General features: G+C 55.8%; 16 protein-coding genes. 5 read left to right on the top strand and 11 right to left on the bottom strand.

Features of this window, described 5'->3' with window-relative positions:
- Positions 1–86 precede the first annotated feature (86 nt).
- From ACPOL_RS11815 to ACPOL_RS11765, 11 genes are all read right to left on the bottom strand, one after another.
- Complete coding sequence (locus ACPOL_RS11815; protein WP_114207242.1) at positions 87–1,157, bottom strand: glycosyl hydrolase family 18 protein; 1,071 nt, start codon at positions 1,155–1,157, stop codon at positions 87–89.
- A 216-nt stretch (positions 1,158–1,373) separates the two neighbouring features.
- Positions 1,374–1,772 (bottom strand): hypothetical protein, encoded by a 399-nt coding sequence (locus tag ACPOL_RS11810; protein WP_114207241.1) that lies wholly within the window; start codon positions 1,770–1,772, stop codon positions 1,374–1,376.
- Between the two features lie 864 nt (positions 1,773–2,636).
- Positions 2,637–3,248 (bottom strand): hypothetical protein, encoded by a 612-nt coding sequence (locus tag ACPOL_RS11805; RefSeq protein ID WP_150132966.1) that lies wholly within the window; start codon positions 3,246–3,248, stop codon positions 2,637–2,639.
- 67 nt (positions 3,249–3,315) lie between these two features.
- Positions 3,316–4,419: a hypothetical protein gene (locus ACPOL_RS11800; RefSeq protein WP_150132965.1), complete on the bottom strand. Its 1,104-nt coding sequence runs from the start codon at positions 4,417–4,419 to the stop codon at positions 3,316–3,318.
- 68 nt (positions 4,420–4,487) lie between these two features.
- Positions 4,488–5,261 carry a hypothetical protein gene (locus ACPOL_RS11795; protein WP_201759167.1) on the bottom strand — a complete coding sequence of 258 codons (774 nt, stop codon included), beginning with the start codon at positions 5,259–5,261 and terminating at the stop codon, positions 4,488–4,490.
- Positions 5,262–5,286: 25 nt separating this feature from the next.
- Positions 5,287–5,712 carry a DUF6152 family protein gene (locus ACPOL_RS11790; protein WP_114207237.1) on the bottom strand — a complete coding sequence of 142 codons (426 nt, stop codon included), beginning with the start codon at positions 5,710–5,712 and terminating at the stop codon, positions 5,287–5,289.
- Between the two features lie 89 nt (positions 5,713–5,801).
- On the bottom strand, positions 5,802–6,281 hold the full coding sequence (locus ACPOL_RS11785) for a DUF6644 family protein (RefSeq protein WP_114207236.1): 480 nt from the start codon (positions 6,279–6,281) through the stop codon (positions 5,802–5,804).
- Between the two features lie 35 nt (positions 6,282–6,316).
- Positions 6,317–6,817, bottom strand: a complete 501-nt coding sequence (locus ACPOL_RS11780; RefSeq protein WP_114207235.1) for a DUF6644 family protein — start codon at positions 6,815–6,817, stop codon at positions 6,317–6,319.
- 23 nt (positions 6,818–6,840) lie between these two features.
- The gene (locus tag ACPOL_RS11775; protein ID WP_161557303.1) at positions 6,841–10,161 is read right to left on the bottom strand and encodes a TonB-dependent receptor; all 3,321 of its coding nucleotides are present in this window, start codon (positions 10,159–10,161) and stop codon (positions 6,841–6,843) included.
- 185 nt (positions 10,162–10,346) lie between these two features.
- Positions 10,347–10,856 (bottom strand): GlcG/HbpS family heme-binding protein, encoded by a 510-nt coding sequence (locus ACPOL_RS11770; protein ID WP_114207233.1) that lies wholly within the window; start codon positions 10,854–10,856, stop codon positions 10,347–10,349.
- 7 nt (positions 10,857–10,863) lie between these two features.
- Entirely contained in the window at positions 10,864–11,367 is a 504-nt protein-coding gene (locus ACPOL_RS11765; protein WP_201759166.1) for a rhodanese-like domain-containing protein, read from the bottom strand.
- 776 nt (positions 11,368–12,143) lie between these two features.
- Between ACPOL_RS11765 and ACPOL_RS11760 the strand changes: the two genes are divergently transcribed.
- The 5 genes from ACPOL_RS11760 (at position 12,144) to ACPOL_RS11740 (ending at position 23,178) form a co-directional block, all read left to right on the top strand.
- Positions 12,144–13,172 carry a YihY/virulence factor BrkB family protein gene (locus ACPOL_RS11760; RefSeq protein ID WP_114207232.1) on the top strand — a complete coding sequence of 343 codons (1,029 nt, stop codon included), beginning with the start codon at positions 12,144–12,146 and terminating at the stop codon, positions 13,170–13,172.
- A gap of 127 nt (positions 13,173–13,299) precedes the next feature.
- Positions 13,300–16,269 carry an outer membrane protein assembly factor gene (locus ACPOL_RS11755; protein WP_114207231.1) on the top strand — a complete coding sequence of 990 codons (2,970 nt, stop codon included), beginning with the start codon at positions 13,300–13,302 and terminating at the stop codon, positions 16,267–16,269.
- Positions 16,270–16,280: 11 nt separating this feature from the next.
- Positions 16,281–20,345 carry a translocation/assembly module TamB domain-containing protein gene (locus ACPOL_RS11750; RefSeq protein ID WP_114207230.1) on the top strand — a complete coding sequence of 1,355 codons (4,065 nt, stop codon included), beginning with the start codon at positions 16,281–16,283 and terminating at the stop codon, positions 20,343–20,345.
- Positions 20,346–20,556: 211 nt separating this feature from the next.
- Positions 20,557–21,990, top strand: coding sequence for an alpha-L-fucosidase (locus tag ACPOL_RS11745; RefSeq protein WP_236657418.1), 1,434 nt, complete (start codon positions 20,557–20,559; stop codon positions 21,988–21,990).
- 87 nt (positions 21,991–22,077) lie between these two features.
- Positions 22,078–23,178 carry a Gfo/Idh/MocA family protein gene (locus tag ACPOL_RS11740; RefSeq protein WP_114207229.1) on the top strand — a complete coding sequence of 367 codons (1,101 nt, stop codon included), beginning with the start codon at positions 22,078–22,080 and terminating at the stop codon, positions 23,176–23,178.
- Positions 23,179–23,811 lie beyond the last annotated feature (633 nt).

Raw genomic sequence — 23,811 nt, 5'->3', positions numbered from 1 at the left:
AGGGGAAGCGGTTGCTTTAGGCTAGCCTCTGTAGGTGCGCCACCTTCGTCCCACCAGCGCGATGGCTAGAGGAATCCATTCGGGTTCTAACGATCGCATCGTTTCCGAGGAAAATGATCCTCGATCACCTGATACAGCGAATTCGGCGGAGCGGCATCTTGCGAAAGCTCCCAGATCATGACTCCGCCATATTCTTTGCCTAGCTCGGTCTCTCGCGCCATTGTGGCGCCCCCCACGTAGTAGAGAGTCACGCCGCCATCCAGAGAGCCACCTGAAACCATATCGGCGTCAAACGCATTTGGGTAAGCGGCGAGCACAGTTGAGAAAGTCTCCTCGATGTTTCCATCCCCACTCTGCGCAAAGAAAGGCACTCCTAGAGTGATCTTCTCTTTAGGAACCTTCTTGGTCTCCGAGTAGTAGGTCAGGGCTACCTGCGCATCCGAGTAGTTCGAGTAATTCATCACGTTGACGAAGTCGAACATGTGCAAGGCTTTGTCGGGCATGGAGTCCTGCAGATACTCGGCCACCGCCGCTGTGACCGTTTTGCCTTGAGGATGGAAAGTGTCCACCAGTACCTTGGTGAATTCCGCATAGGGCTCGCCCATATTGTTAGGGTCCTCGATGTCCAGGTCCACACCATCGAGATCGTGCTCTCGTAAATATCTGCTAAGCGACTTCACCAGAGGCACGGAGAGTCCTGCATTGTAGAACTGCAATATCTGCTGATCTCCGCCTCCTCCGCCGATCGATAACACCACCTTGACACCGGCTCTGTGGGCGGCCGTCACCAGAGTATGGATGTCGGCATCCGTCTGGTTGAGGGAAAAGGTCATATCGCTGTCCCTGGTGCACGTGCCATCGCAGAAAGGGGGCAAACCGAAGGCAAGATACAGGTGGGTCATCTTTGAAAAATCAAGTGTCTGAGCGAAATAGGAATAGCTGCCATCATAGTCAGGAAGATAGCCGACCAGCTTGGGCGCACTTCTGTGCTCCCAGGCATCAGCATTATTGAGGACGCTCACTCCGGTCCCGCTTTCCACCGCTTGGCCCGGGCTTGAACCAGTCATGGTGGCCACGCTCAATGCCACTCCGGCAAACCCGAGCATCGATGACAACGCGCGTCGACGCCACGCAATAAGAGATAAATCCAGCACCATAATCCTCCCTGAAAATGATGGGCATGGCGCCTCTCCTGAGTTCCTTGCAGTCTCTTTTGCTGCCAATGAAGCACTGCACTCAACTGGAAGAATGAACGCCACATGCCACAATTCGGGAAGACTAGAGGACGGGCACCGGCTTTGTCAACCTCATTTATAAAGTCGCACCAAGAGCCGATCCGCGCCTTGAGTGCTCATTCATCAGCAGCCAAATTGTTAGTAGAAAGAAAGCCGTACTTCGACCTTTGTAATGAGGCCATCGAGCAGTTCGAACTCCTGAGTCCAATCGTGCCCGTTCGCTTTGCTGACCGTTGACTCATTGATCGGCTCCGCGAGCGCTAAATCTCCGTGCATTCTCACAAGAACGTGTGTGTCAGTCTCTTTGAGAAACTCATGCGCGGACTCACCATTCACGAAGAAATGCTTAGACCAGGCGACCATTCCCTCAAAAAACCCGTCGATGCCGTAGTAGGTAAGGTTCCCTCGCTTATCCGAAGCCAGCGTCAACAAATCTGGTGAAAAGAGTTTCGATTGCTCTTTGCGAAAGAGATCAAAGCCGCCGTCTCGTATGAGGTTATAGTTCTGGAAGAACTTGCGCACGATATTATTGCTCATCCTATCGCTCCGGTTATTAACATCATTTACGTTGTTGTCACGTCCATCGCTCTGCTTTTGCAATCTCCCGAAGAGCTCTCCCTCTGTTCTGCAAGGCTAAACACTGGTCGAGGAACGTTGCCCGCATCCATGCTTCTCTGTCTTCATATGTGCAACAGCCATACTTAGACTGTGCCCTCCATGCTGGTGTCAGAAGCACTTGTACCTTGGCAATGAAGAGTCAAGCTATCCACCGGCCACTGGCACTGGGCGATCTATGCCATAACCGGCCTGTTTATAGACAGAACACATAACCTGGGGTCCTATTCCACCTCTAACCTTCCCGAGCTACGACAAACATTGGAAGCGGAGCTTGCGGGTTGGAACGTCATCCCTTCCCTGCAGACTCAGCGCGCAATACGCGGAATAAAACCCCGGCTGCTCTGTTCTTAATTGCGAGTTCGGATTCCCTGGCGGAATGAGCTCACATTTCGCGGAACTCAGGACAAATTCAGTGATACCTTTCATCGGTCCGGAAATGATAAGAGTTTTGCTGGAAGAGAACGAGTTATCGGGTCCTTCGGCTCAAGGTTGCGTCGATAGCACGACAAATCATGCAACAACATCTCCTCCATCTTGGAGGCTGCGCACGCCTTTGATCCGGCGCTTTTCAAAAGTAGCCGTCATCCATATGCGTCTCGCCGTACGCCGCCTAAAGAAGGAGGTCTATGCGATCCGCACAGCATCGCGCAAACTCTAGCCCGCGCGCAGTCAGCGGCGCGCGATCCGTTCCGAGGATTCGGAGGAGGTCTGCTCACCTGACCTGACGATCGATCAGCTTAAGGGGAATGTTCGCTTTCGCTATTCTCAGCCAGTGGTGCCTGTTTACTTTGGAGAGGCCGGTGCGCTCTCGGTCGGAATGCGCGATCGAGGCTGAGGAGTCAGCACATCTTCATCCGGGTTCGGGCAGGGCGTGATGGTGCATCTGGACTCATTGATGGGCGTCGTTCGAGTGTAGTTATGGAAGAAATCCGCGTTGGCGGGAACGCTAAAGATGAGTACCTCCTGCCCCAGTGCGTATTCGTCGGTCGTCGGAATAATTCTCGCCGGGTCGGAGCCCAGCCATTGAGTCAGATATGACTTTGTGTTGATGGCGCGATAGGCGGCTACGTCGCTGAAGCGGATGTCGGTTCCGGTCATGTCCTCGCCTTCGCGCTCCATGCCGCGGTCTTCATCCGCGCGATCGTAGAGCGGGTGAGAGATGCCAATAAGCACCAGCTTGATCTGAGGCGTCTGCTTGAGCTTCTCGGCCACCTCCTGCAGGCATGGGAGAGCAGAATTTTCAACCCGGGCGGGGCGCTTCGGGTCTTTGCTGAAGGAGAGCGAGCAGATCTTCTCTACACCCGCCGGCAGCGGAGCGCGTTGTGCCTGTAATGGCCGCATGAAAAACAAAGTAGCCGCCAATGCAGCTAAGACTTGAATTGGCATTCTAAGCATGACGTTTGTCTCTTTCGCGTCGACCAGTCTTCATCCGAACGGTTTGAGTTGCTCTTATCGCTCCCACTCAGTTCTCCGAGTTAGATGGCGGCTCCGGCGGTAGACCGGGGATGTCGTTGCCGCCTGGGATCAGACCTTCATGGCAGGCTTCCTCCCAGTTTTCATACTTCGCTTGCGAATCCGCGGTAACCGGACCTTCCGGTGTGCCTCCATCTCCAGCGAAGAACGCACGATGCTCGTCCAAAGCAAATGTCCATGGACGTGTGTAAACCGTGGGATCGGTGAACGTCACTTCATAGCGGAAGTGGTCGCCGTCGCTGAACTTAAATCGTTCGATGTAGTGCACGTTATTACTCGAGAAGTCCCCGGCGCGGCTGAGGCGTCCCTTAGCGTTGTTGCTGGTGGTATCCACGACTAGAGTGTTGCCTTCCCAATGTCCACGGGAGTCGCCGAACCAGAGTTTCAGATCTTGTCCGATATGCGGGCGGTCGTCGAGGTAGATAATGCGGTACTGCTCGGCGCCCTCGTAGATCATCACGATGTAACCAGGAAACTGCTCAATCTGCACATCATGCCAGGTAAACTGGCGGAGGGCGCCCAGCGGCCAGCACCGCTGCTGGGGATCGATATCTCCATATCGGATCGGTGTGTAGTAGTGCGCAAAGAGGTCCTGCTGATGGGCCAGCGCAGCCTGTGTGTAGGGTATGTCGTAGTTGGGCGTATCAATGATCCTGCTAGGGGCATTGTGCGGCCGGTGGCCGCCGGTCGACTGTGGTTCACTATGCGCATCCTTCTCGTGCGCAGCTTCGGAACTCACAATGTCAGGAGGGTTGCCATTGCCGCGCTGGCCGGAGGATCGCCCACTTGCGTCAGGCGGAGGCGGCACGCCCGCATTTGCGGTTCCCGCGGCTGGCCTGGGTCCTGGCGGCGGCACGCAATTGACATCCCCATTCGTGGGGTTGGTCAGGCATCCCATGCCGTAATACACCGTTGTCCAGATGCCCTCGATATCCGGTTGCCCGTCGCTCAACTTTTTCGGCTCCCAGGCGCTTGCTTGGGGTGGGACGCTCTTTCTCGCGTTGCTCTGCGCAAAGAGAGTGCTGGCGAACGCCGATAGCAGAACGGGAGCGATCCATCTATTTCTCGCGGCGCCGGCTTGTTTCTTCTTCACTTGATTGGTCTCCTGCATCATCACTTCTGAATTGCCGCTTCTAGAACGTCACGGATTAACTAGCCTTACTAGGGGTAGTACTTGCCTAGATCGAAGCCGTAGCAGACGTAGTCAAGAAGCTGAAAATTCTTCTCCTTGCGCCGGTACAAAATGAGGTCGATATGCCATCGCGTTGAATACACCTTCGGATCCTCGATCTCGACTCTATAGTCGATGTGGTCGGCATCGAGTAGTTGATAATGCTCGATAACATGCAAGGCATCGCTATGGTAGTCGCCGGCGTGATCGAACCAGGTCGCATCGTTGAAATCGACGGAATCAACCACCAGCGTGTCGCCTTCCCACCTGGCTCGTGAATCGCCCAACCACCAGTTGATGTGCCCTGGCGGATGATCCGTACCGTTGGTATAGAGAAAGCGGTGCGCCTCGGCAAACTCATAGAGGACGGTGATTTTGTCGCCATCCGGTTTCTGGAATATCTGGAATGGGAGATTATGCGCATAAGTGATCCTTGGAACGCCCGGCAGGTAGCACTTCGATGTCTCCGGGTCATCCGTGGCGCGTCTCTCAAAATTCTCCTGACGCCTCTTCACCGCCTCGGGTAGATACGGTATCGCGGTTTCCTCGATGACCTTCTGCGCGCCCGGGGCATATTTGTCCGCAATGTGGTCCAGCAGGTTTACATCCGCTCCGCCGACAGCTTGCCAGACTCCATTGAAATTGGGCTTACCATCGCTCAGACGAGGAACAAACGGATGCTCATCCGACTGGGCCGCCGCAGAGAGTAGCAGCGAGCACGAGGCAACAAGTGCAAAGCAAACGCTTCTATCTAACTTCATCATCGCCTTTCTAATGAACTCTAACCAGTTACTGGTTCTGAGCAACGCCGGGATCGCCGGGCGCGCCGGTTCCCACCGATCCAGTAAAGAGACTGCGACCATCGGGGAGCTTCACCGAAGTGCCGTTAATGATCTTCTTTCCATTTTTGGCGAGATATCCATTGATGGTAAGATCGATCCCCAATGGGAAGTCTGTTTCCCGAAGACCGCGGCGGAGAAGCGCGTTGGGACTGCCGAACTCTACCGCCCAACTGGTTACCGTCTTGTCCGGATTGACGACATCGACATAAATCCAGCCGTGAGGATTGACCCAGGAAAGCTTGGTGAGTTTTCCATTCAGTGTGATTGGTTTACTGGCGTCGTACTCCGCCGCAAACGAGTGATGCGCGAAACTTCGGGTGGAACCAGCGGCCATACTGAACAACAAGGCCGCGGTAAGCAAGTGCTTCTTCATGAAACGACTCCTTAAGGCTTTAAATTGCGATTTCACGAGGACTACAGACAACACCGCCAATGCCGATAGCGGACTAACACGCCGGGAAGTTATACATAGCCTATGGCGCGTCCGGCGATGCCGATACTGAGCCAGACAAACAAAGATAGAACCGCGCTTACTCTTAACCAGACCGGGCTTTTCTCACTCTCCAAAGGCCGCCGCGCCGCCGCAATCTGAACGATGAAATGAAACGACAACGCAAAGACGAAGAGAGCCATCTTGATGCGGAAGGCAGGGTTGTAGTAATAGCGGACCGGCCCATTTGCCACCAACAGGAATCCGGAGATTAACATTGCGATGACGCCGCCTCCAGTGAGCGGCAGCAGTTCGCGAGCGGTCTTCGCGATTGGCTGCATCCTCAATCCCACACCCAGGAAGCGAAGATCAACCAGCAGCACCGCCCCGCCGAAGACAGCAAGGGCAAGCAAGTGGATTATCTCCACGATCGCGAAGTCCCAGGTGGAGTCGCGCATGATAGTACCGATGCGTGAGCCGGCCAGCCAATGGCAGAAGCTCAGGAATGTCATGCCAGCAATACTCCTTCTAGATTCATGGCTTGGTGTCAGGGCCTTTCAAGGTAGGCGATCATGCGACCGGCGACGATGATGCCGGACCAAAGGACCAGAGAGCAGACAGCCGCCAACCGGGCGCGCACGGGCGTGACCGCCGAAACGTCCCAGTTAGAGACCCTGCGATAAACCGACAAATGGAAGATCAGCGGATTCAAGCCCACCAGCAGGAGAAGAACCAGCTTGATGCGGAAGGCCAGGTTGTAATAGTTAGTGGCTGCCTCCGCAATAGAAAGAAGAAGGCCGGTGACAAACATCAGGCCAAAGCCTGCCCATGTCCAGGGCAAGATCTGGCGGGCTATGCTCGAAACCGGTTCGCGTTTCATGACGATCCCCAGCAGCCGAAGATCGACGACTGCGATCGTGCCCACCAGAACCGTGATACCGAGGACATGGATAGACTCGATAATTGGAAATACCCATACCGATCCGCGAATGGCGACCGAAAGATGTGTCTGGTAGATCCATTGACAAAGATGCAAGAGGGGCGGCATTTTCTGATTTCTCCTCAAACTCGTCAGAAAACAATTTTGACTGCAATCTGGTTCTGCCGCGGATTGCCTGTGATCGTGGTAATCGTCCCGAGCGTGGTCGGCGACTGAACATCCAGAGCCGGGGGGCCATAGTGAGGAGTGTTGGTGACATTGAAGGACTCGAGCCGGAACTGCGCCCGCACATGCTCGTTGATCGCAAGCGTCTTATGAAGCGCTGCATCGATATTGACAATGCCCGGCGAGGTGATGGCGTTGCGAGGCGCGTCCCCGTAGGTTCCCGAGGGCTGCACGGCAAAAGCGCACGGATTGAACCACTCCGCCGCGCTTCGAGTGTGCGCCCCAGACGCCGTGCACGCAGGATTTCCCGAGACTGAACCTGGTCGATAAGGAGCACCGGCCAGGTTCGGGCGGTCGGCGGTACCGCCACTGTTCGATGGGTTTTTGGATTCCGTCAGATTGAGCGGTGTTCCTGTGCTGAATGTCAGAATTGGACTGAACGCCCATCCGCCCAGCAAGCCGTCGACCCAGCGATTCCAATCGCCGCCGAACTGGTTGCCATGGCCGAACGGGAGGTTGTAGACGCCACTTCCCACAAAGTGGTGCCGCAGATCAGTGCTGGCCACGGCTCGCTCGGCCTGAATATCATTTGGATCTTGAAAGTCTTGGGTGTCGCCGATCCCGATTGTTTTGGCATAGGCGTAGGAGGCCAGAAAGCTCAGGCCTTTGCCATAGCGCTTCTCGGCCTTCACTTGCAGACTGTTGTACTGGCTCCAACCCTCCTTCCAGACACGGCTTACTGTTCCCAGATTGATAGTTGGATTGCCGGCGACGGCAGGAATAGTCGTCGACTTGAAGAGACGGTTTGCATTGATCCCACCCGTTGGCAACGCCGACGTCGCTGTCGCAGGCGCAGGGTTTCCATCCACCTGCCACCAGGCATGATCGAAGTTGTTGGCGTAGTAGCCGACCTCTGCGACGACGCCGAAAGGCAGCGCACGCTGCACATTCACGTCCCATTGCTGATCGGTCGGTATTACCGCGTGGCGATCAAAAGAAACCAGCGTCACGTTCTTCTTGCCATTGGCGTTTGTGAGTGAGAGCGCATCGACGGGAAATCCATACTGCAAAAACTCGCTCGGAGTTGTTGGACTCGGAGACGTGATGAGGCGCAGTTGGTTTACAGGGGGATTGTTCTCCATCGACTGCATGCCCCCAACCGTGATGGCATTCGAGTAGAAGATACCGTAACCGCCGCGCAGCACTGTCTTGCTGCCTTCCGGACTGAAGGCAAAGCCGAACCTCGGAGCGAGTCCCGTGTAACTCACATTCTGTAGGGCCCGCTGCGCCCGGCTACCGCCGTACTCGCCGGCGTATACAAGCTGCGGACTCGACGGATCGCTGTCTTCGTCGAAATTGGCGATCCTGTTGTACTTGTCGACCGCCGGAAGGCTAAGTTCATAACGCAATCCAAGGTTCAGCGTCAGGGAGCGGCTCGCCTTCCAATCGTCCTGTACGTAGAAGTGCGTATACGGCGATCGGAAATTCAGGATAGAAGGACTGGATAACTTCTCCTGCGAAGTGGCGCCGAGAAGAAAGTCGGCAAAGCGCTGGTCATTGCTGGGTGTGGAGTTCGGGGTCGCCGCCGTATATTGACCATTAAAGCTGAAGATGCCGCTGGTCAGCTGCGAGCTGTCGAAATTTGTCTGCAGCCAATATTCCTGCCAGCCGAACTTGATGGTATGCGCTCCGCGGTTCCAGGTCGCGCTCGCCGCGATCTCGCGATTTTGGCTGTCATCAGTGTTGGGTACATTGCTAATGCCGATCGTGGTGAAATTCGTAATCAGGATCTCGGAGAAACCAGGATTGGTAGTTGCGACACCTGGTATGCCCACCCCGGTCAGGTTCTGCCGCGGATATGATTCGTTCCAATGGAGCCTGTTCCACCCCAGCCGCAGCGACCCGAGAAGATGCGGAGAGAAGGTGGTATCGTACCCAACGACGAATGCCTGGCTGTCGATCAGTTGCGCGCCTGACCCCGCATAGTATTGACCGTCGAGCGGCGGCAGCGAGTTAGATAACGCGTAACGCACTTGCTCCGAGCTATAGCGCCCAAACAAGCTCGTTTTGCTGGACAGTGACTGGTCCACGCGAACGTCCCAACGGTAGTTGTTCTGATTTCCACTCTGGTTGTAGTAGTAGTTGTCAGCGGCAAGCGATCCACTTCCCTTGAAATTCGGGGCCGGAAAATATTGCAGCAGAGCGTTTGCTATTGGATCGACGCCGGAAATCCGATCGCCAGGAAACTCAGCGCGAGAGTTTCCGTTGTAGGTACCAGGCTGGTAGATCGGCGTAGAAAACTGACCAGTCTTTTGAGCAGCTGTAGGAACCAGGCTATAGACGGTACTTTGCGTCCTGAGCCGGAAGAACTCGACATCTCCGAAAATAAAAGCCCGGTCCTTGCGGATGGGAGCTCCAAGGGTACCGCCAAAGTCGTTGTACTTGAAAGGGAGCTTCGTTGCGGAAAAGTCAGGCAGCGCGTCAACGGCGTCATTGCGAAGGAACTCGAAGGCGCTTCCATGAATGTTGTTGGTTCCCGATTTCAGATCAACACTAACTACCCCAGACGACGAGCGTCCAAACTCAGCCGAATAACTAGTGGTCAAGACTTTAAACTCGGCAATGGCGTCGATCGACGGTTTGATGATCTCTTTCTGGCCAGTGTGCGCTGTAAGTATCTGCTGGTTGTTATTGTCGATGCCGTCGAGCAGAAATGCCGCTTGGCTGCCAGCTTGTCCGCCAATGCTAATTCCGCCGGAGTTTCCGGTACTGTTGGGAACGGCGGGAGTGGTTCCCGCAGAGAGCGTGGCAAGCTGAAGATAGTCGCGCCCATTGCTCCCGGCGTTGAGCGGCAGCTCTTCAATCTGCTGATTGGTGATCACCGTACCTACAGAGGAGTCGGATTTCTGCAGTAACTGCTCTGTACTGGCCTGCACCTGCACCGTATCGACGACATCGCCGACTGCAAGCGTCGCGTCAATCTGACGGATGGCTCCTATGTCGAGCGCCACGCCTGGTTCAAAGAACTGCTTGAAACCCTTCCCCTCGATGCTCACCGTGTACTCGCCAATCTTGAGTGGCGCGGTGCGATATAGCCCATTTTTGTTTGTCGCCACCGTTGACCGAATGCCCGTGGCCACATTGGTCACTGTCACTGAGGCCTCTGGAACCACGCCGCCCGCGGTATCGGTAACCACCCCGGTGATGATGGCGTCAGTAGCAACCTGCGCAGGCGCACGGAAGCAGAGGATGCTCATTGTCAGAGTTACAAGGATTCTCTTGAACACGTCGTCTTTCCACCTCGAGCGAACCTCACAAACAACCAACCGGTTTGTGTTCCACTCCGCCATAAGCATTTCGTGCGTGCAACTCGTGGATGCGAGACCGGACACGCGGCCGCGACTCTACGGCATGAGCCCCTGGCTCAAACCCGAAGCGGTACCCACAGTGCGTCCGCTGAACAGACAAAGCGTTACTTCAACAAGTCCGCAATCTTAGCGATGCCCGCATTCGCACAAGCCTCGTCCTTTTCTCCGCCGGGCGCGCCGCTAACCCCGATCGCGCCGATGATTTCATTGCCTGCTCTTATGGGTACCCCGCCCGCGGCGCCTACGGTACCCTCGATCACCGGCGGTGGGGTTGTGGCCGAGGCCCAGGCCTTGGCCGTGTCCGCGGATGTGCGCTTGAAGGTAAGCGCGGTGTATGCCTTGCGCCGGCTGTGTTCAAGCGTGTGGGGACCAGTACCATCCCCTCGCACCTGGGCCTTGACCAGGCCGCTGGCATCGAGCACCGTCAAGCTGATTCGATACCCGTCTGCGCGGCACTTGTCTAGAGCACCAGTAGCGACAGACAAAGCTGCTTCCACCGAGAGCGCCTTTTGGGTAAGAAGCGTTTGAGCCTTGCACATCGCGGTGCTCGTGGAAATCACAAGAGCGATGACAACTATCTTCGGAGTGAGTTGCTTAATATCAGCGAGAGTCATTGGAGGCTCAGTGTGATCCCGTAGGTGCTGGCTGCGGGTTCGAGCCGACCGTGTTCGGCTTACTTCCGGGCGTCGGCGGCGGAATAGGAATCTTAACCGCGAGGGCTCCTCCAGCTTTCTGATATGTATCTGCGCCTACTGCTCCGAGGACTTTGAAGCCATTGCTTTCCAAAAGATCGGCAGCGACGCTGGCGCGCGCCGCGTGGTTCGAGACCGTGATGATAGGCCGGTCCTTCGGAATCTCACCGAGATGGTTCTTTAAATCTTTCGCTTGAATGCTGAGATAGACGGGAAAGCCGCCAATGGTCGAAATCTCGTCCGGTCTGCGCACATCAAGCAACAGGACTTGTTCTGGATGGGCAAGGTAAGTATCGAACTCTTGGTTGGTAAGCTGTTTGGCCTTGGTGGCCGGTGCATGCTGAGCACCCTCAGCGTCGGTGGCTGCGTTCGACGCCTGCTGAGCAAACGCAGCCGTGGAGAGCATCATAGCTATTACAAATCTCTTCAACATCCCTCTGCTCCTCGGTGGAGTCCGCCGGTTGACGCATGAATCCGAGACAAAGCAAGGCTGAAGAGCCTGACGGACGGCCTTAGCATCGCAGTAACCAGCCCGGGCGCAAAGACACCAAAGACTTTGCGGAAAGACGTGGTCTATTCGGATTTGTCGAGGCGGTGCAGGCACAGAACGCTAAGATCGTTCTGCTTGGGAAGCTTGGGGACGTCTTCTGATTCTGAGCGGGGTTATCTCACTTACGAGATCGCTGCAGAGTTAGTCTGTCACACACGCGTCGCCAATAGCCATGCACACAAGAAACTGTGTGATAGGACAACAACGAACTTGTAAGTGACGACTCATGAATCGGAGAATAAGAGAGATTCGATTTCTTGTCAATGCTTGAATTCGCGATTCTCTCGTCAAGCCTTGGATGCTATATGAAGACCTCACCGCGGGAGGGTGGCAAAAGTGAAGCATTAGCAGTTGGAGACATGTCTGGATTGGGATGACCGGTCCGGCTTCAATCTTGCTTGACGCAGTTTCGGCTGCTCTCTTGCCTCTCGAGACAGAGCGCGAGCGCGATCTGCTGGTCGTGCCTTGATGTCCTGGCTTCTCTGATGGAGCGGGCGCCTCAGACTACCACTCAAGCAGAAGAAGAGGCTTTGATTGTAGAGGAGCCTTTGATTGTTTTGACGGGGCCATCATCTTCTAAGTGGACCGGCTATCCTTGAGGGCCATTCCTGCATCCATCTAGCGCAAAAGGTTGATAATCTTCTCTCTGGGCCCCCGTTATGGTCGGCGCTGAAACTCCGATCCACACCTCGCAACGCCTCCTCCAGCAACGTGTATGGGAGCTTGTCTCTCGATCTCCCCTCCATTCTCTTTGGAATTTGCAAGGGACCTCCCTGCGCGTGATCGCCGACCACACTTGGAAATCGCTACTCTCCGATAACCTCTTTGGCCGGGCCGCCGAATTAGGCTTCTACTTCCTGTTCGCTCTCTTCCCGACCTTATTCAGCGCCAGCTCAATCCTTGGCCTCGCCGCGCATTCAGCCGCTCACATATATGACAAGCTGCTGCACTATCTTTCGATAGTGATTCCTACTGCAGCCATGGGGACAGTGCTGAACACCTACAATGAGACGGCTGCTGCCGCTACCTCCGGCAAAGTCACCTTTGGGCTGATCGCCGCCATCTGGTCAGCTTCGGTGGGCATCTCAGCCATCCAGGATACCCTCAACACGGTATACAAAATTCGCGAATCACGGTCGTTCTTCAAAGCACGAATCTGCGCAATTGCCTTGACGATTGTGCTGACCATCCTCGTCTCATTGATACTGACATCGCTGCTCGGCGCGGATTTCTTCGCGGCCTTAGCCCACAGACGCCTGTCTCACCCGGTGCTTGCCGCGCTCGCAGCGGCAGTGGTCAGGTTGGCCGGCTGGTCCTTCGCAACCGCCTTGCTTGTCTTGTCGTTTGCGGTCATCTACTATTGGGCGCCCGACGTGAAAACGCGTCGTTGGCATTGGCTCACCCCAGGAGGAGCGGTCGGGATCGCCACTTGGCTGCTCGCCTCCTTCACCCTTCGGATTTATCTCCACTTCTACAACAACTACTCGCTGACCTACGGCTCGCTGGGCGCGGTCATCATCCTGCTGACATGGTTCTATATCTCCGGACTTGCCCTCCTTCTCGGCGCCGAGCTAAACAGCGAAATCGAAGCTGCCGCCGCAAAAAATCATCTCCTTCAGTCCCTCGAAGAGGGCAGCTGTGAACCGCCAGCAACTCCCTTTCCCGTGGAAGATCGTGCATCTTCCTGACGCGCTCCCACCGAATCCTTCAGGATCAAACCGCTTAGCCAGCCTCAGCATCTTAGCTGCCAGTAAAGTGGGTACTTATCTGCTCCATCGCACATACGCAACTTGCACTTGCCTGGGAACGAAGAGAATGGTCCGCAGGCGAATTCTTCATTTCGGTCTTCTCTGCGCGGTCTTGCTGCTGATCCGAGACCTTCCCGCTCAGACGAAGACTTCTCAAGAGGTCCCAAAGACCGGAGCAGCGACAGCCCAGACCTTGTCCTCCTACGAGGGCCAAAATGTCACTTCGGTGGAGATCGCAGGACGTCCGGATCTGCAGAACTCCGACTTTGCGCCGATGTTCGCGCAAAAAGACGGACAGCCCTTCTCCCAGGAGAAGCTGGACCAGACAGTGGCGGCGGTCAAGGCTTCAGGAAAATTCAAGGAAGTGCAGCTCCAGGTACAACCTGAACCCAACGGTGTTCGTGTCCTCCTGGTTCTCGAGCCGGCCATTTATATTGGGATCTTTCGATTTCCCGGCGCGGAGCAGTTTGCCTACTCCCGCCTGGTGCAGGTGGCGGACTTCCCGTCCCAGGCGCCTTTCGATGCCCTGGATATCGAGCGCGACCGCCAGAGCCTGATCAACTTCTTCCGGCAGGAAGGCTACTTTGAAGCCGAGGTGAAGTCGGAAGTGAAGGTAGACTCCCAGGTCGGCGTCGCCAACGTGGACTTCCACGTCACCCTCAACCGCCGGGCGAAGTTTGGGAACATCGTTGTCGATGGCGTCACTGCTGAAGAAGCGGCAAGAATCAAGGCCAGCCTCGCGACCTTGATCGCCCGCGGACGAGGTGCGGCCATCCGGACCGGCAAGACCTATCGCCGTACCACTCTGTCGAAAGCAGCCCTTTATCTTCAAACCCAATTACAGAAGCGTGGCCGGCTTAACGCCGAAGTGGAGTTGGCCGGTGCGGAGTTTCATCAGGATACGAATCAGGCAGACATCCACTTCAGCGTCCATCCCGGACCTGTGGTTCACGTCGACTTAGAGGGCGCTCACCTTTGGAGTTGGACTCGCAAGTCGCTGCTCCCCGTCTATCAAGGCATCGCTGTTGACGAAGAATCAGTACAGGAAGGCCGGGAGGCGCTGATCTCCTACTTCCAGGCGAAAGGGTTCTTTGACGTCAAAGTCGATTCAGATAGCAAGATATTAGCTACTGGCGACACCATCGTCTACCGCATCAGCAAGGAAAAGAAGCGCAAGGTCTCTGAGGTCAGTGTCTCCGGAAATACTCACCTCCCCTCCTCCGATTTGACCTCGCGCCTTACCGTACAGAAGTCCCATCCCTTTTCCCCTGGCAATTTCAGCGAAAAGCTGGTGAGGTCCAGCGTTAAGAACCTCGAAGCGGTCTACCAGGCTCAGGGCTACAGCAGCGTACAAGTAGCCTCTAAAGTCGTCAATGATGGACCTGCGATCAAGGTCGTCTTTGTTGTCGATGAAGGCCCGCGCGACATCGTCAACTCTCTGAAAATCGAGGGTGCAACCACCTTTCCTGAAACCAGCTTCGCCCCAAAAGGATTGCAGCTGGCGCCCGGCAAGCCCTATTCTCAGAGCCTTGTGCAGAGCGACCGCGCGAACATCGTTGCGAACTATCTCAAAGCCGGCTATCTCACCTCAACTTTCAGGGAAACAGCGAAAGTGGTCTCGAAGAATGATCCTCATCATATCGACGTCATCTACCACATCTACGAGGGACCACGAGTCTATGCATCGAATGTTTACACGCTTGGCCGAGTCGACACCCAGCAGCGGCTTATCGATCAGGACGTAGCCGCAATCAAAGGGGAACAGCCGCTTACTGAAACCGAGCTGCTTACGGCAGAGAGCCAGTTGTATAACCACACCGGCGTCTTCGACTGGGCCGAGGTAGATCCAAAAAGAACCATCACCACCCAGACCCAGGAAGATGTATTAGTCAAGGTCCACGAGGCGCAGAAAAACCAGATTACCTACGGATTTGGATTCGAATTTATCAATCGTGGCGGCAGCGTACCGAGCGGCACGGTGGCCCTGCCGAACCTGCCTCCCGTGGGACTACCCTCTACTTTTACCACCAGTCAGACGACCTTCTATGGACCGCGAGGAACATTTCAGTACACCCGCAACAACTTTCGAGGCAAAGGGGAGACGCTGTCCTTTACTGGCTTCGCCGGACGCCTCGATCAGCGGGGCGCGGCTTACTATATCGATCCCAATTTTCGCTGGTCTCCATGGAAGTCCACAGCATCGATCTCCGCCGAACGCAACGAGGAGAATCCGATATTCTCTTCCCAGGTGTTCCTCGGCAGTTATCAGGTACAGCGCAGCCTCGACAAGGCAAATGCAGACATCCTCTTTCTCCGCTATAGCTATAGCAAGACCGACCTGACCAGGATCGAGATACCGCAATTGGTCTTACCACAAGACCAGCATGTTCGGCTCTCGACGATCGCAGCTAACCTCACCCGCGATACCCGCGATAACACCCTGGATGAACACAAGGGAGTCCTACAGACAGTCGAGTTTGACTTCAACTCCACGAAGCTTGGCTCGAGCGTCGACTTCGCTAAGTTGACCGCGCAGTTGGCCTATTTCAGGCCGCTCCGTCATGGCATTGTTTGGGCGAACAGCCTCCGCATCGGTCTTGCTCAACCCTTCTCCAACAGCCGTGTGCCTTTGAGCGAGTCCTTCTTTACCGGGGGAGGCAACACCCTGCGCGGCTTCCCTCTCGATGGAGCGGGCCCGCAGAGAAAGATTCCCGCTTGTAGCAGCGGGTCTACGACAGACTGTACTTTCATCCAGGTACCAAGCGGGGGCAACGAATTGCTTTTGATCAATTCCGAGCTGCGCGTTCCGCTCCCAATCAAGAAGGGTCTCGGGGTGGTTGGTTTTTACGACGGAGGCAACGTCTTTCCTCTGGTTGGCTTTCATGACTTCACTTCGCTCTACACCAATAACGTGGGATTGGGCCTACGATATGCAACACCAGTTGGTCCGGTGCGTATCGACCTTGGCAGAAATCTCAATCCGATTCCCGGCATTCAAGCGACGCAATACTTCATCAGCATTGGACAAGCGTTTTAAGCGAGGTACTCGTGAACACTGGCTACTCTCCTCAAGGAAATCTATCCCCATCAGAACGCCAGCAACAGAAGACCCCGCTATGGCTGAGAATCGGCGGCTGGATCGCAGCCTCTTCCGCACTGCTCGTACTGCTGATCGCTCTCACTCTAGCTGGTATTCTCCATAGCGCTCGATTTCATCGTTACTTGATCGATAAGGTTCAGCAGCAAGCCAGCGAAACCTTGGGTGTGCAAGTGCAGCTGCAGAACTTCACTCTTCGCTTGTCTCATCTAAGCCTCGATCTCTATGGCATCACGGTTCACGGCGCAAACCCTTATCCGGACCCTCCGATCCTTCAAGTCGAACACGCCGAAGTGGGCGTGAAAATCGTATCCGCCTTTCGCAGACAGTGGTATCTCGATACTTTGCGCATTGACCGCCCCGTCGTCAAAGTGACAACCGACGCGAACGGCCGCTCTAATATCCCGACAATCAAGAGTTCCGGCTCGAGCGGCAGTCAAACAAGCCTCTTCGATCTGGGCATCCGTCACGCCGTCCTTGACCGCGGCGAGGCGTTCTACAACAACCGTCAAAGCGACCTCGATGCGGACTTACATGACCTGGTCTTCAACGCCACTTTCGATGCCGCGTCGCAGAAGTACTCCGGCCGGCTTGCTTACTCGAACGGCCGCCTCACCTCCGGCGCTCTGCAGCAGATTCCCCACAATCTGGAGGCGCAATTTGAAGCCACGCCAAGCGGATTCGTTCTCAAAGAGGCAAAGCTGACCAGCGGCCCGTCGCAGTTGGTGGTAACTGCTGACCTGGAGAATTATGCCAAGCCGGATCTCCGGGCGCATTACGACGCCCTCCTGGATACAAGCGAGTTTCGGCAGATCCTGAACAATCCCTCCATACCTACCGGGATCGTTCGTGCAACCGGCTCAGCGCACTACCAACAAACTCCGAATCTAGCGATGATTGATTCTATCGACTTGAAGGGAGATGTTAGTAGTCAGCGGCTGGATCTCAGCACTCCCTCCCTGCGTATGCAAGCCACGGACCTGCTGGGGCATTACTCGCTGGAAAATGGCGATGCAGCTCTTCAAGATTTCCACCTGGAGATTCTCGGTGGACGCCTGAGCGGCAGTGGGAAGATGACCAAAATGGGAGGCGATTCGCACACCCAGGTGCAGGCCACTCTTCAGGGATTATCGCTGCGAGAGCTCAACCACGCGGTCCAGGGTTCTGCGCTCCCTAACGGGGCCACTCTCAATGGAGTGCTCAACGCAGATGCAAACGCGAACTGGGGAAAGACACTCGACGATCTGGTAGCCACAGCGCAGTCCACGATCACCGGCGGCGTCGCCGGAGCCGCCCCAGCTGGCAATCCCCAAGCACTCCCGGTCGCTCAAGCAATTCCAGTCGCTCAAGCAATTCCAGTCGACAGTGTTATCCATGCAAGATATATCGGTCGCGGGAACCAGCTGTCCTTATCCAGAAGTTATCTTCGGACCCCTCACACAACATTGACCGTAGATGGGGTCATGAGCAACACGTCCAACCTGAACGTCAGTCTCGAAGCGAGGGACCTGCACGAGGTCGAGGTCATCGCCCGTGTCTTTGAACCGCCACCGTCAAACGGCCCAGCCCCGCAGTTGGATCTGGCCGGAGCTGCCTCGTTTCAAGGGACGATCCATGGGACAACCAAGGCTCCCCACCTGGCCGGACGCCTCTCCGCCTCCAACGTTCTCATCAGGGGAGCCGGCATCAAACAGCTGCAAAGTACCGTCGACCTAAGCCCGACCGGCGCTGGGCTGACAAATGCGGAGTTACAGCTTGCCTCTCGCGGCCGGATCCATTTCAACGCCAACACCGCGCTCTCCCACTGGTCTTTCACTCCAACCAGCCAGCTCGGCCTCAGACTCCAGGCGAGCGAGCTGAGTCTCGCGGATCTTGCCAGGATCGCTGGCTCCCAAGTGCCGGTGACCGGAACTCTCAACGCAAATGTGAATGTGCATGGCACCCAGCTAAGCCCCCAGGGACAAGGAACCGTGTCGCTCGGGAGGACTGTCGTCTATGAACAGCCAATCGATTCGGCGAATCTCTCCTTCGCTGGCGCCGGAGACGAACTGCACGGCGACTTAGCAGTCCAAGTCATCGACGGTCAGCTTCAGAGCCGCTTCAGCCTTCGCCCCAGGAACAAAACCTACACGGCACAGCTGACCGCCACCGGACTCCAGCTGGGTCAGCTGCAGAGCGTGAAAAGCAAGAGCATCAATGCGACCGGCACGCTCTCTGCGAATGCAAGTGGACAAGGAACGTTTGACAATCCTGGACTTGATGCCACTCTCAACATCCCACAACTCATCGTCCAGGGGCAGACCTTCAGCAATTCCAATCTGCACGTGAACCTCGCGAATCATCTAGCGAATGCAAACCTGATCTGCTCAGCTGTGAATAGCTCTCTTCGGGCAGTAGCCAAGGTCGCCCTAACCGGCGACTACCCGGCAGAGGCATCGATCGACACTCAATCGATTCCCTTGCAGCCGATATTGGCGGCGTACGCTCCGGCGCAAGCAGCTGATGTCAGCGGAGAAACTGAGCTCCATGCAACGCTAAATGGACCGCTCAAAGACCAGAAACGCCTAGAGGCCCACGTCACGATTCCGGTGTTGAAGGTGGCTTATCAGAAGACGCTCCAATTGGCCGCTGCCGCTCCGATTCACATCGATTACAAGGACAATATCGTTTCCTTGCAGCGATTCGGCATTCGCGGAACGGACACCGATCTTCAGCTCCAGGCGTCGTTCCCCGTACAACCCAACCCGCCAATCTCGGCTCTGCTGCTGGGCTCCGTCAATCTCCAGTTGGCGCAGCTCTTCAGCCCTGACATAAGGACCTCGGGTCAGATCAAATTCGACATCAATTCCTACGGAGCGCCTAGCAGCTCGAATATAGGTGGACAAGTCAACATAGTGGACGCTAGCTTCTCCTCCGGGGACCTGCCCATCGGGCTCCAACACGGCAACGGCGTGTTGACCCTGACGAAGAATCGGCTGAACATTAGCAGCTTCGAGGGAACCGTTGGGGGAGGCAAGGTCACCGCGCAAGGCGGCGTCACCTATCAACCTGCCATCCAGTTCGATTTGGGGCTGGCTGCCAAGGGCGTCCGCATGCTCTATCCACAAGGAGTTCGGGAAGGCGTCGATGCTAACGTGACGCTTACCGGATCGACCGATAATGCGCTGCTTGGCGGATCGGTCAGCTTATCGGACATCTCGTTTACCCCGGCCTTCGATCTGACTAACTTCATCAGCCAATTCTCCGGCGGGATCACTCTTCCGCCCAGCCAGGGCTTCAGTCAAAATCTGCAATTGAACCTGGCCGTACATTCAACGAACGACGTCAATCTTGTAAGCCGAACCGTAAGCATCAACGGTTCAGCGAACCTGCAGGTGCGCGGCACGGCAGCAGATCCCGTCATCCTGGGCCGGGTTAACCTCAACAATGGCGACGTGATCCTCAACGGAGAAAGATTCGTGCTGAATGGCGGCACCATCGAGTTCGTCAATCCGTCCGAAACTCAGCCGGTCCTCAACCTCACGCTCTACACCAACATCCAGGAATACAGCGTCTATCTGCGGTTTAATGGTCCCATCGATCAATTACGGACGAACTACAGCTCCGATCCGGCGCTGCCTTCTGCGGACATTATCAACTTGTTGGCCTTCGGCAAAACAACCGAAGCCAATGCAGCCAATCCGTCGACCCCGGCGAATCAGGCAGCCGAGTCATTGATCGCCTCCCAGGTGAGCAACCAGGTAACCAGTCGTGTCTCAAAGATCGCCGGCATTTCTCAGCTTTCGATTAGTCCGGTATTGGCGGGAGGAACCAGTCAAGGACCTCCTGGCGCAAACATCACCATCCAGCAGCGGGTTACGGGGAATCTGTTCATCACCTTCTCTAGCAATGTCGCGTCGACCCAGAATCAGACGATTCAGGGCCAGTACCAGCTAACGCCGAAAATTGCGGTAAGTGGGACCCGAGACCAGAATGGCGGTTTCGCAGTGGACGGTTTGATCAAAAAGAGCTGGTAAACCGCTCCAGGCCTAGGGACCGCTGGTTTTCGAACGTGGATACTCGGATACGTTGGCTCCTCCAAAGTGGAAATCGCTTGACAAGCGTATGCTCCACCTAGGACTCTAGTGCGTTATCGAGTAAACGTTAACTATAACGACATAGCGCGGCCATTTCGGACCGAATTGTCCGTCCCGATGCCTCCGCGTCTTGGTCAACTGCGAGGAAAATTTGATACGGTCTTACGGGTATTCGAAAAGAGGCACGACTGCGAAGCTGGCTGCTTTCGCGGCCTTGGCGCTTTCGACCGCGGGCTTCGCGCAAGCGCCGCCACACTACGAAGCAAGCATTCAGTCGCTTGACCAGCACCCGGTTCCTCAATGGTACGACGACGCAAAGCTGGGGATATTTATCCACTGGGGCCTCTACTCCGTCCCCGGCTGGGCGCCACTGACTATGGTGAATTTCAACGATCCGAACCAGTTTAAAAATAATCCCTACGCCGAGTGGTACTACAACACAGTTCGAATTGATGGGTCGCCAACACAAAAGTATGATCGCGAACACTTCGGCCCTAACCACAACTACTACGATTTTGCCGCCGAGTTCGACAAGCAGAGCGCCTCATGGAATCCCGATGCCTGGGCCCAGATCTTCAAGGACGCTGGCGCCAAATATGTTGTGCTGACCACCAAGCATCACGAGGGATTCACCTTGTGGCCCAGCGTCACGCCCAATCCGACACTGCCGGCCGATCGCCAACATGCGACCCGGGACCTGGTGGGCGATCTGACCAAGTCGGTTCGCCAGCAGGGGTTGAAGATGGGGTTGTACTACTCGGGAGGCTTCGATTGGACCTTCGTTCCCGGACCGATCAGCTCCCGTGAGAGCTTCGAAGCCACCAAGCCACAGAGCGAAGCTTACGGGAAATATGTGGACGCACAATACCGCGAACTGATCCAGCGTTATCAGCCATCGGTCCTCTGGAATGACATCGACTATCCGAAGACCGGGCACCCGATGGACATCGAGGCGGAATACTACAACGCGGTACCGGATGGCGTCGTTGATGACAGGTTTGGCATCAAGCATGCCGACTATACCTCGCCGGAATACTCCACCCTGAAAGAGATCAGCCCCAAGAAATGGGAAGAGTGTCGCGGCCTCGGCCAATCCTTTGGCTACAACCGCGCCGAGGGTGAGGCCCAGACAATTGCTCCAGACAAGCTCATCTACTTGCTGGTGGACATCGTCAGCAAGAATGGCAATCTGCTCCTCGACGTCGGCCCGGAAGCCGATGGAACAATCCCGGCAGTGCAGATGGCGCGTTTGAAGGAGCTTGGCGCCTGGCTAGCCCAAAACGGTGACGCCATTTATGGCACTCACCCGTGGAAGCGTGCCGAGGGCAAGACCACCAGCGGCATGGATGTCCGGTTCACGCAGAAAAATAGCACTCTTTATGCGACGATGATGGGCAGCATCCAAGGGCCCAGTGTGACCATCGCCTCGTTGAAGCCAAAAGCCGGCGCAACGATCGAGCTACTCGGATACGACAAACCGTTAACCTGGACACAGGTTGGAGAGGACGTCAAAGTGTCCTTACCGGCTTCGCTGCCGGGTAAGTATGCCTATGTCCTGAGCATCGACCAGGCGGGTGAGATCTGAAGCCTTTCGTCAGATGACTTTGATCGCCGAGGCATGGCGAGAAAAACTTATTCACCATAACTAGGCATCGAAGAAAGGAAGTTGTCGATGCAGTCCTCTCCCGCACAAGCAAGGGAAAGCTTTTCCTCCGCGGTCCTTGTCTATCCAAAGCGGCCTCGCCCTATCGTCATCATTGGAGCTGGAGGAATCGTGCGGGCTGCGCATCTCCCCGCTTATGAGAAAGCGCAGTTCCCGGTCATCGGCATCATGGATGAGTTGCCGGAACGGGCGGCCGGCCTAGCGGCCGAAAGGCACATTCCCCGTAGCTTTAACTCTCTCACCGAGGCGATCCGCTTCGCCCCCTCCGACGCTATCTTCGACGTTGCCGTTCCCGCCTCGCAACTGCTGCGAATCCTGCCTGAGTTCAAAGACGGTTCGGCTGTGCTGATGCAGAAGCCGATGGGGGAGACGCTAGCAGAGGCCCGCGCGATCAGAGATCTCTGCCGTCGCAAAAACCTGATCGCCTCTGTAAATTTTTCCCTTCGATATTCACCCAACAACCTCGCGGTCAGATCCCTGGCGGAGAAGGGAATGCTTGGCGAGCTCGTCGATGTCGAGGTGCAGACGAGCACCTACACGCCTTGGCATCTGTGGAGCTTTCTGGCCAACGCCCCGCGGCTTGAGATCCTTTACCACAGCATCCACTACTTCGATTTAATCCGTTCCTGGCTTGGGAATCCGCGCTCCGTCTACGCCAAGACGGTGAAGAGCCCGGAGCACGCTCATTTGGCTCCTACTAAGACGGTGGCCATCCTTGACTATGGGGATGCGATGCGCGTCTTTGTCGCGACCAACCACAATCACAATTTTGGTCCCGAGCATCAGCATAGTTTTGTGCAGTGGGAAGGCCTGAAAGGAGCAGCTCGTATGACAATGGGCCTCAATCTGGACTACCCAACTGGCAAGCCTGACTCGGCATCGTTCGCAAAGCGCGGAGCAAATCAAGAACAATGGCAATCTATACCGATCACTGGCAACAACTTCCCCGACGGATTCATGGGCACCATGGGTGCGCTTCAAGCGTTTGTCGAGGGATCAGCCTCCACCTTGCCTACCCATTTCGAAGATGCCTACCAGACCATGGCACTGGTGGAAGCGCTCTACGAATCGAGCGAATCGGGCGGCGTTGTTTTGAACCATCTTGAATAGTGGTTCGTGGAAACGTCGACTCTATGGCTTGAAATGCCTCCAACGCGCATCGTGGCTGAAAACCGCTCCTTACTACGTTGTGACTGCCCGCCCACAGCGATAAAGCGAGAGTTTAGCGTTCACGACGCATTCACGATCTCCTGCGTCAGGTCGACGAGGATTTCTTCCCCTGTGCCCGACAAACACGACTGAAGAGAAAGCGGTTGAAAGCGGCTTTTCAATGATTTGATTCCACAAAGGAAACGTTCGAGATCGGTCGACGACAGGGCGAAATGGTATTGGATTTTCCGCGGATACTGGTATAACGTGGTTTCGTCACAAAACAGCTACTCCGAAGGCGCCGGTAGGGCCTGACCGGAGAGTGAGCCGTCGACCGAATCCAGACGCTACTAAACGGAGTTCAAACTCACACCGGCCAACGTTTAGCCCTGGTGGCAGTCGTTCGGTTTAATCCGGTGATAGCACGGCCAATCTTGTAAAGAGGCGTCCAGCCATGAGGTTTCCTCACAATGAGCGAGCTGTCTTCGCGACAGTTTTCGCTTGGGTGCTGTTTTCTTCTGTGGCGTCCGCTAGTGGCTTGCGTCAGCCTGAACCTTCGGCACCAACAGGCGTTGCCAGTAAGCCTTCTCGATC

The organism is Acidisarcina polymorpha, from assembly GCF_003330725.1.
Taxonomy (GTDB): domain Bacteria; phylum Acidobacteriota; class Terriglobia; order Terriglobales; family Acidobacteriaceae; genus Acidisarcina; species Acidisarcina polymorpha.
Note: the sequence above shows the minus strand (reverse complement) of the source record. Positions and strands in the feature narration are given on the sequence as shown.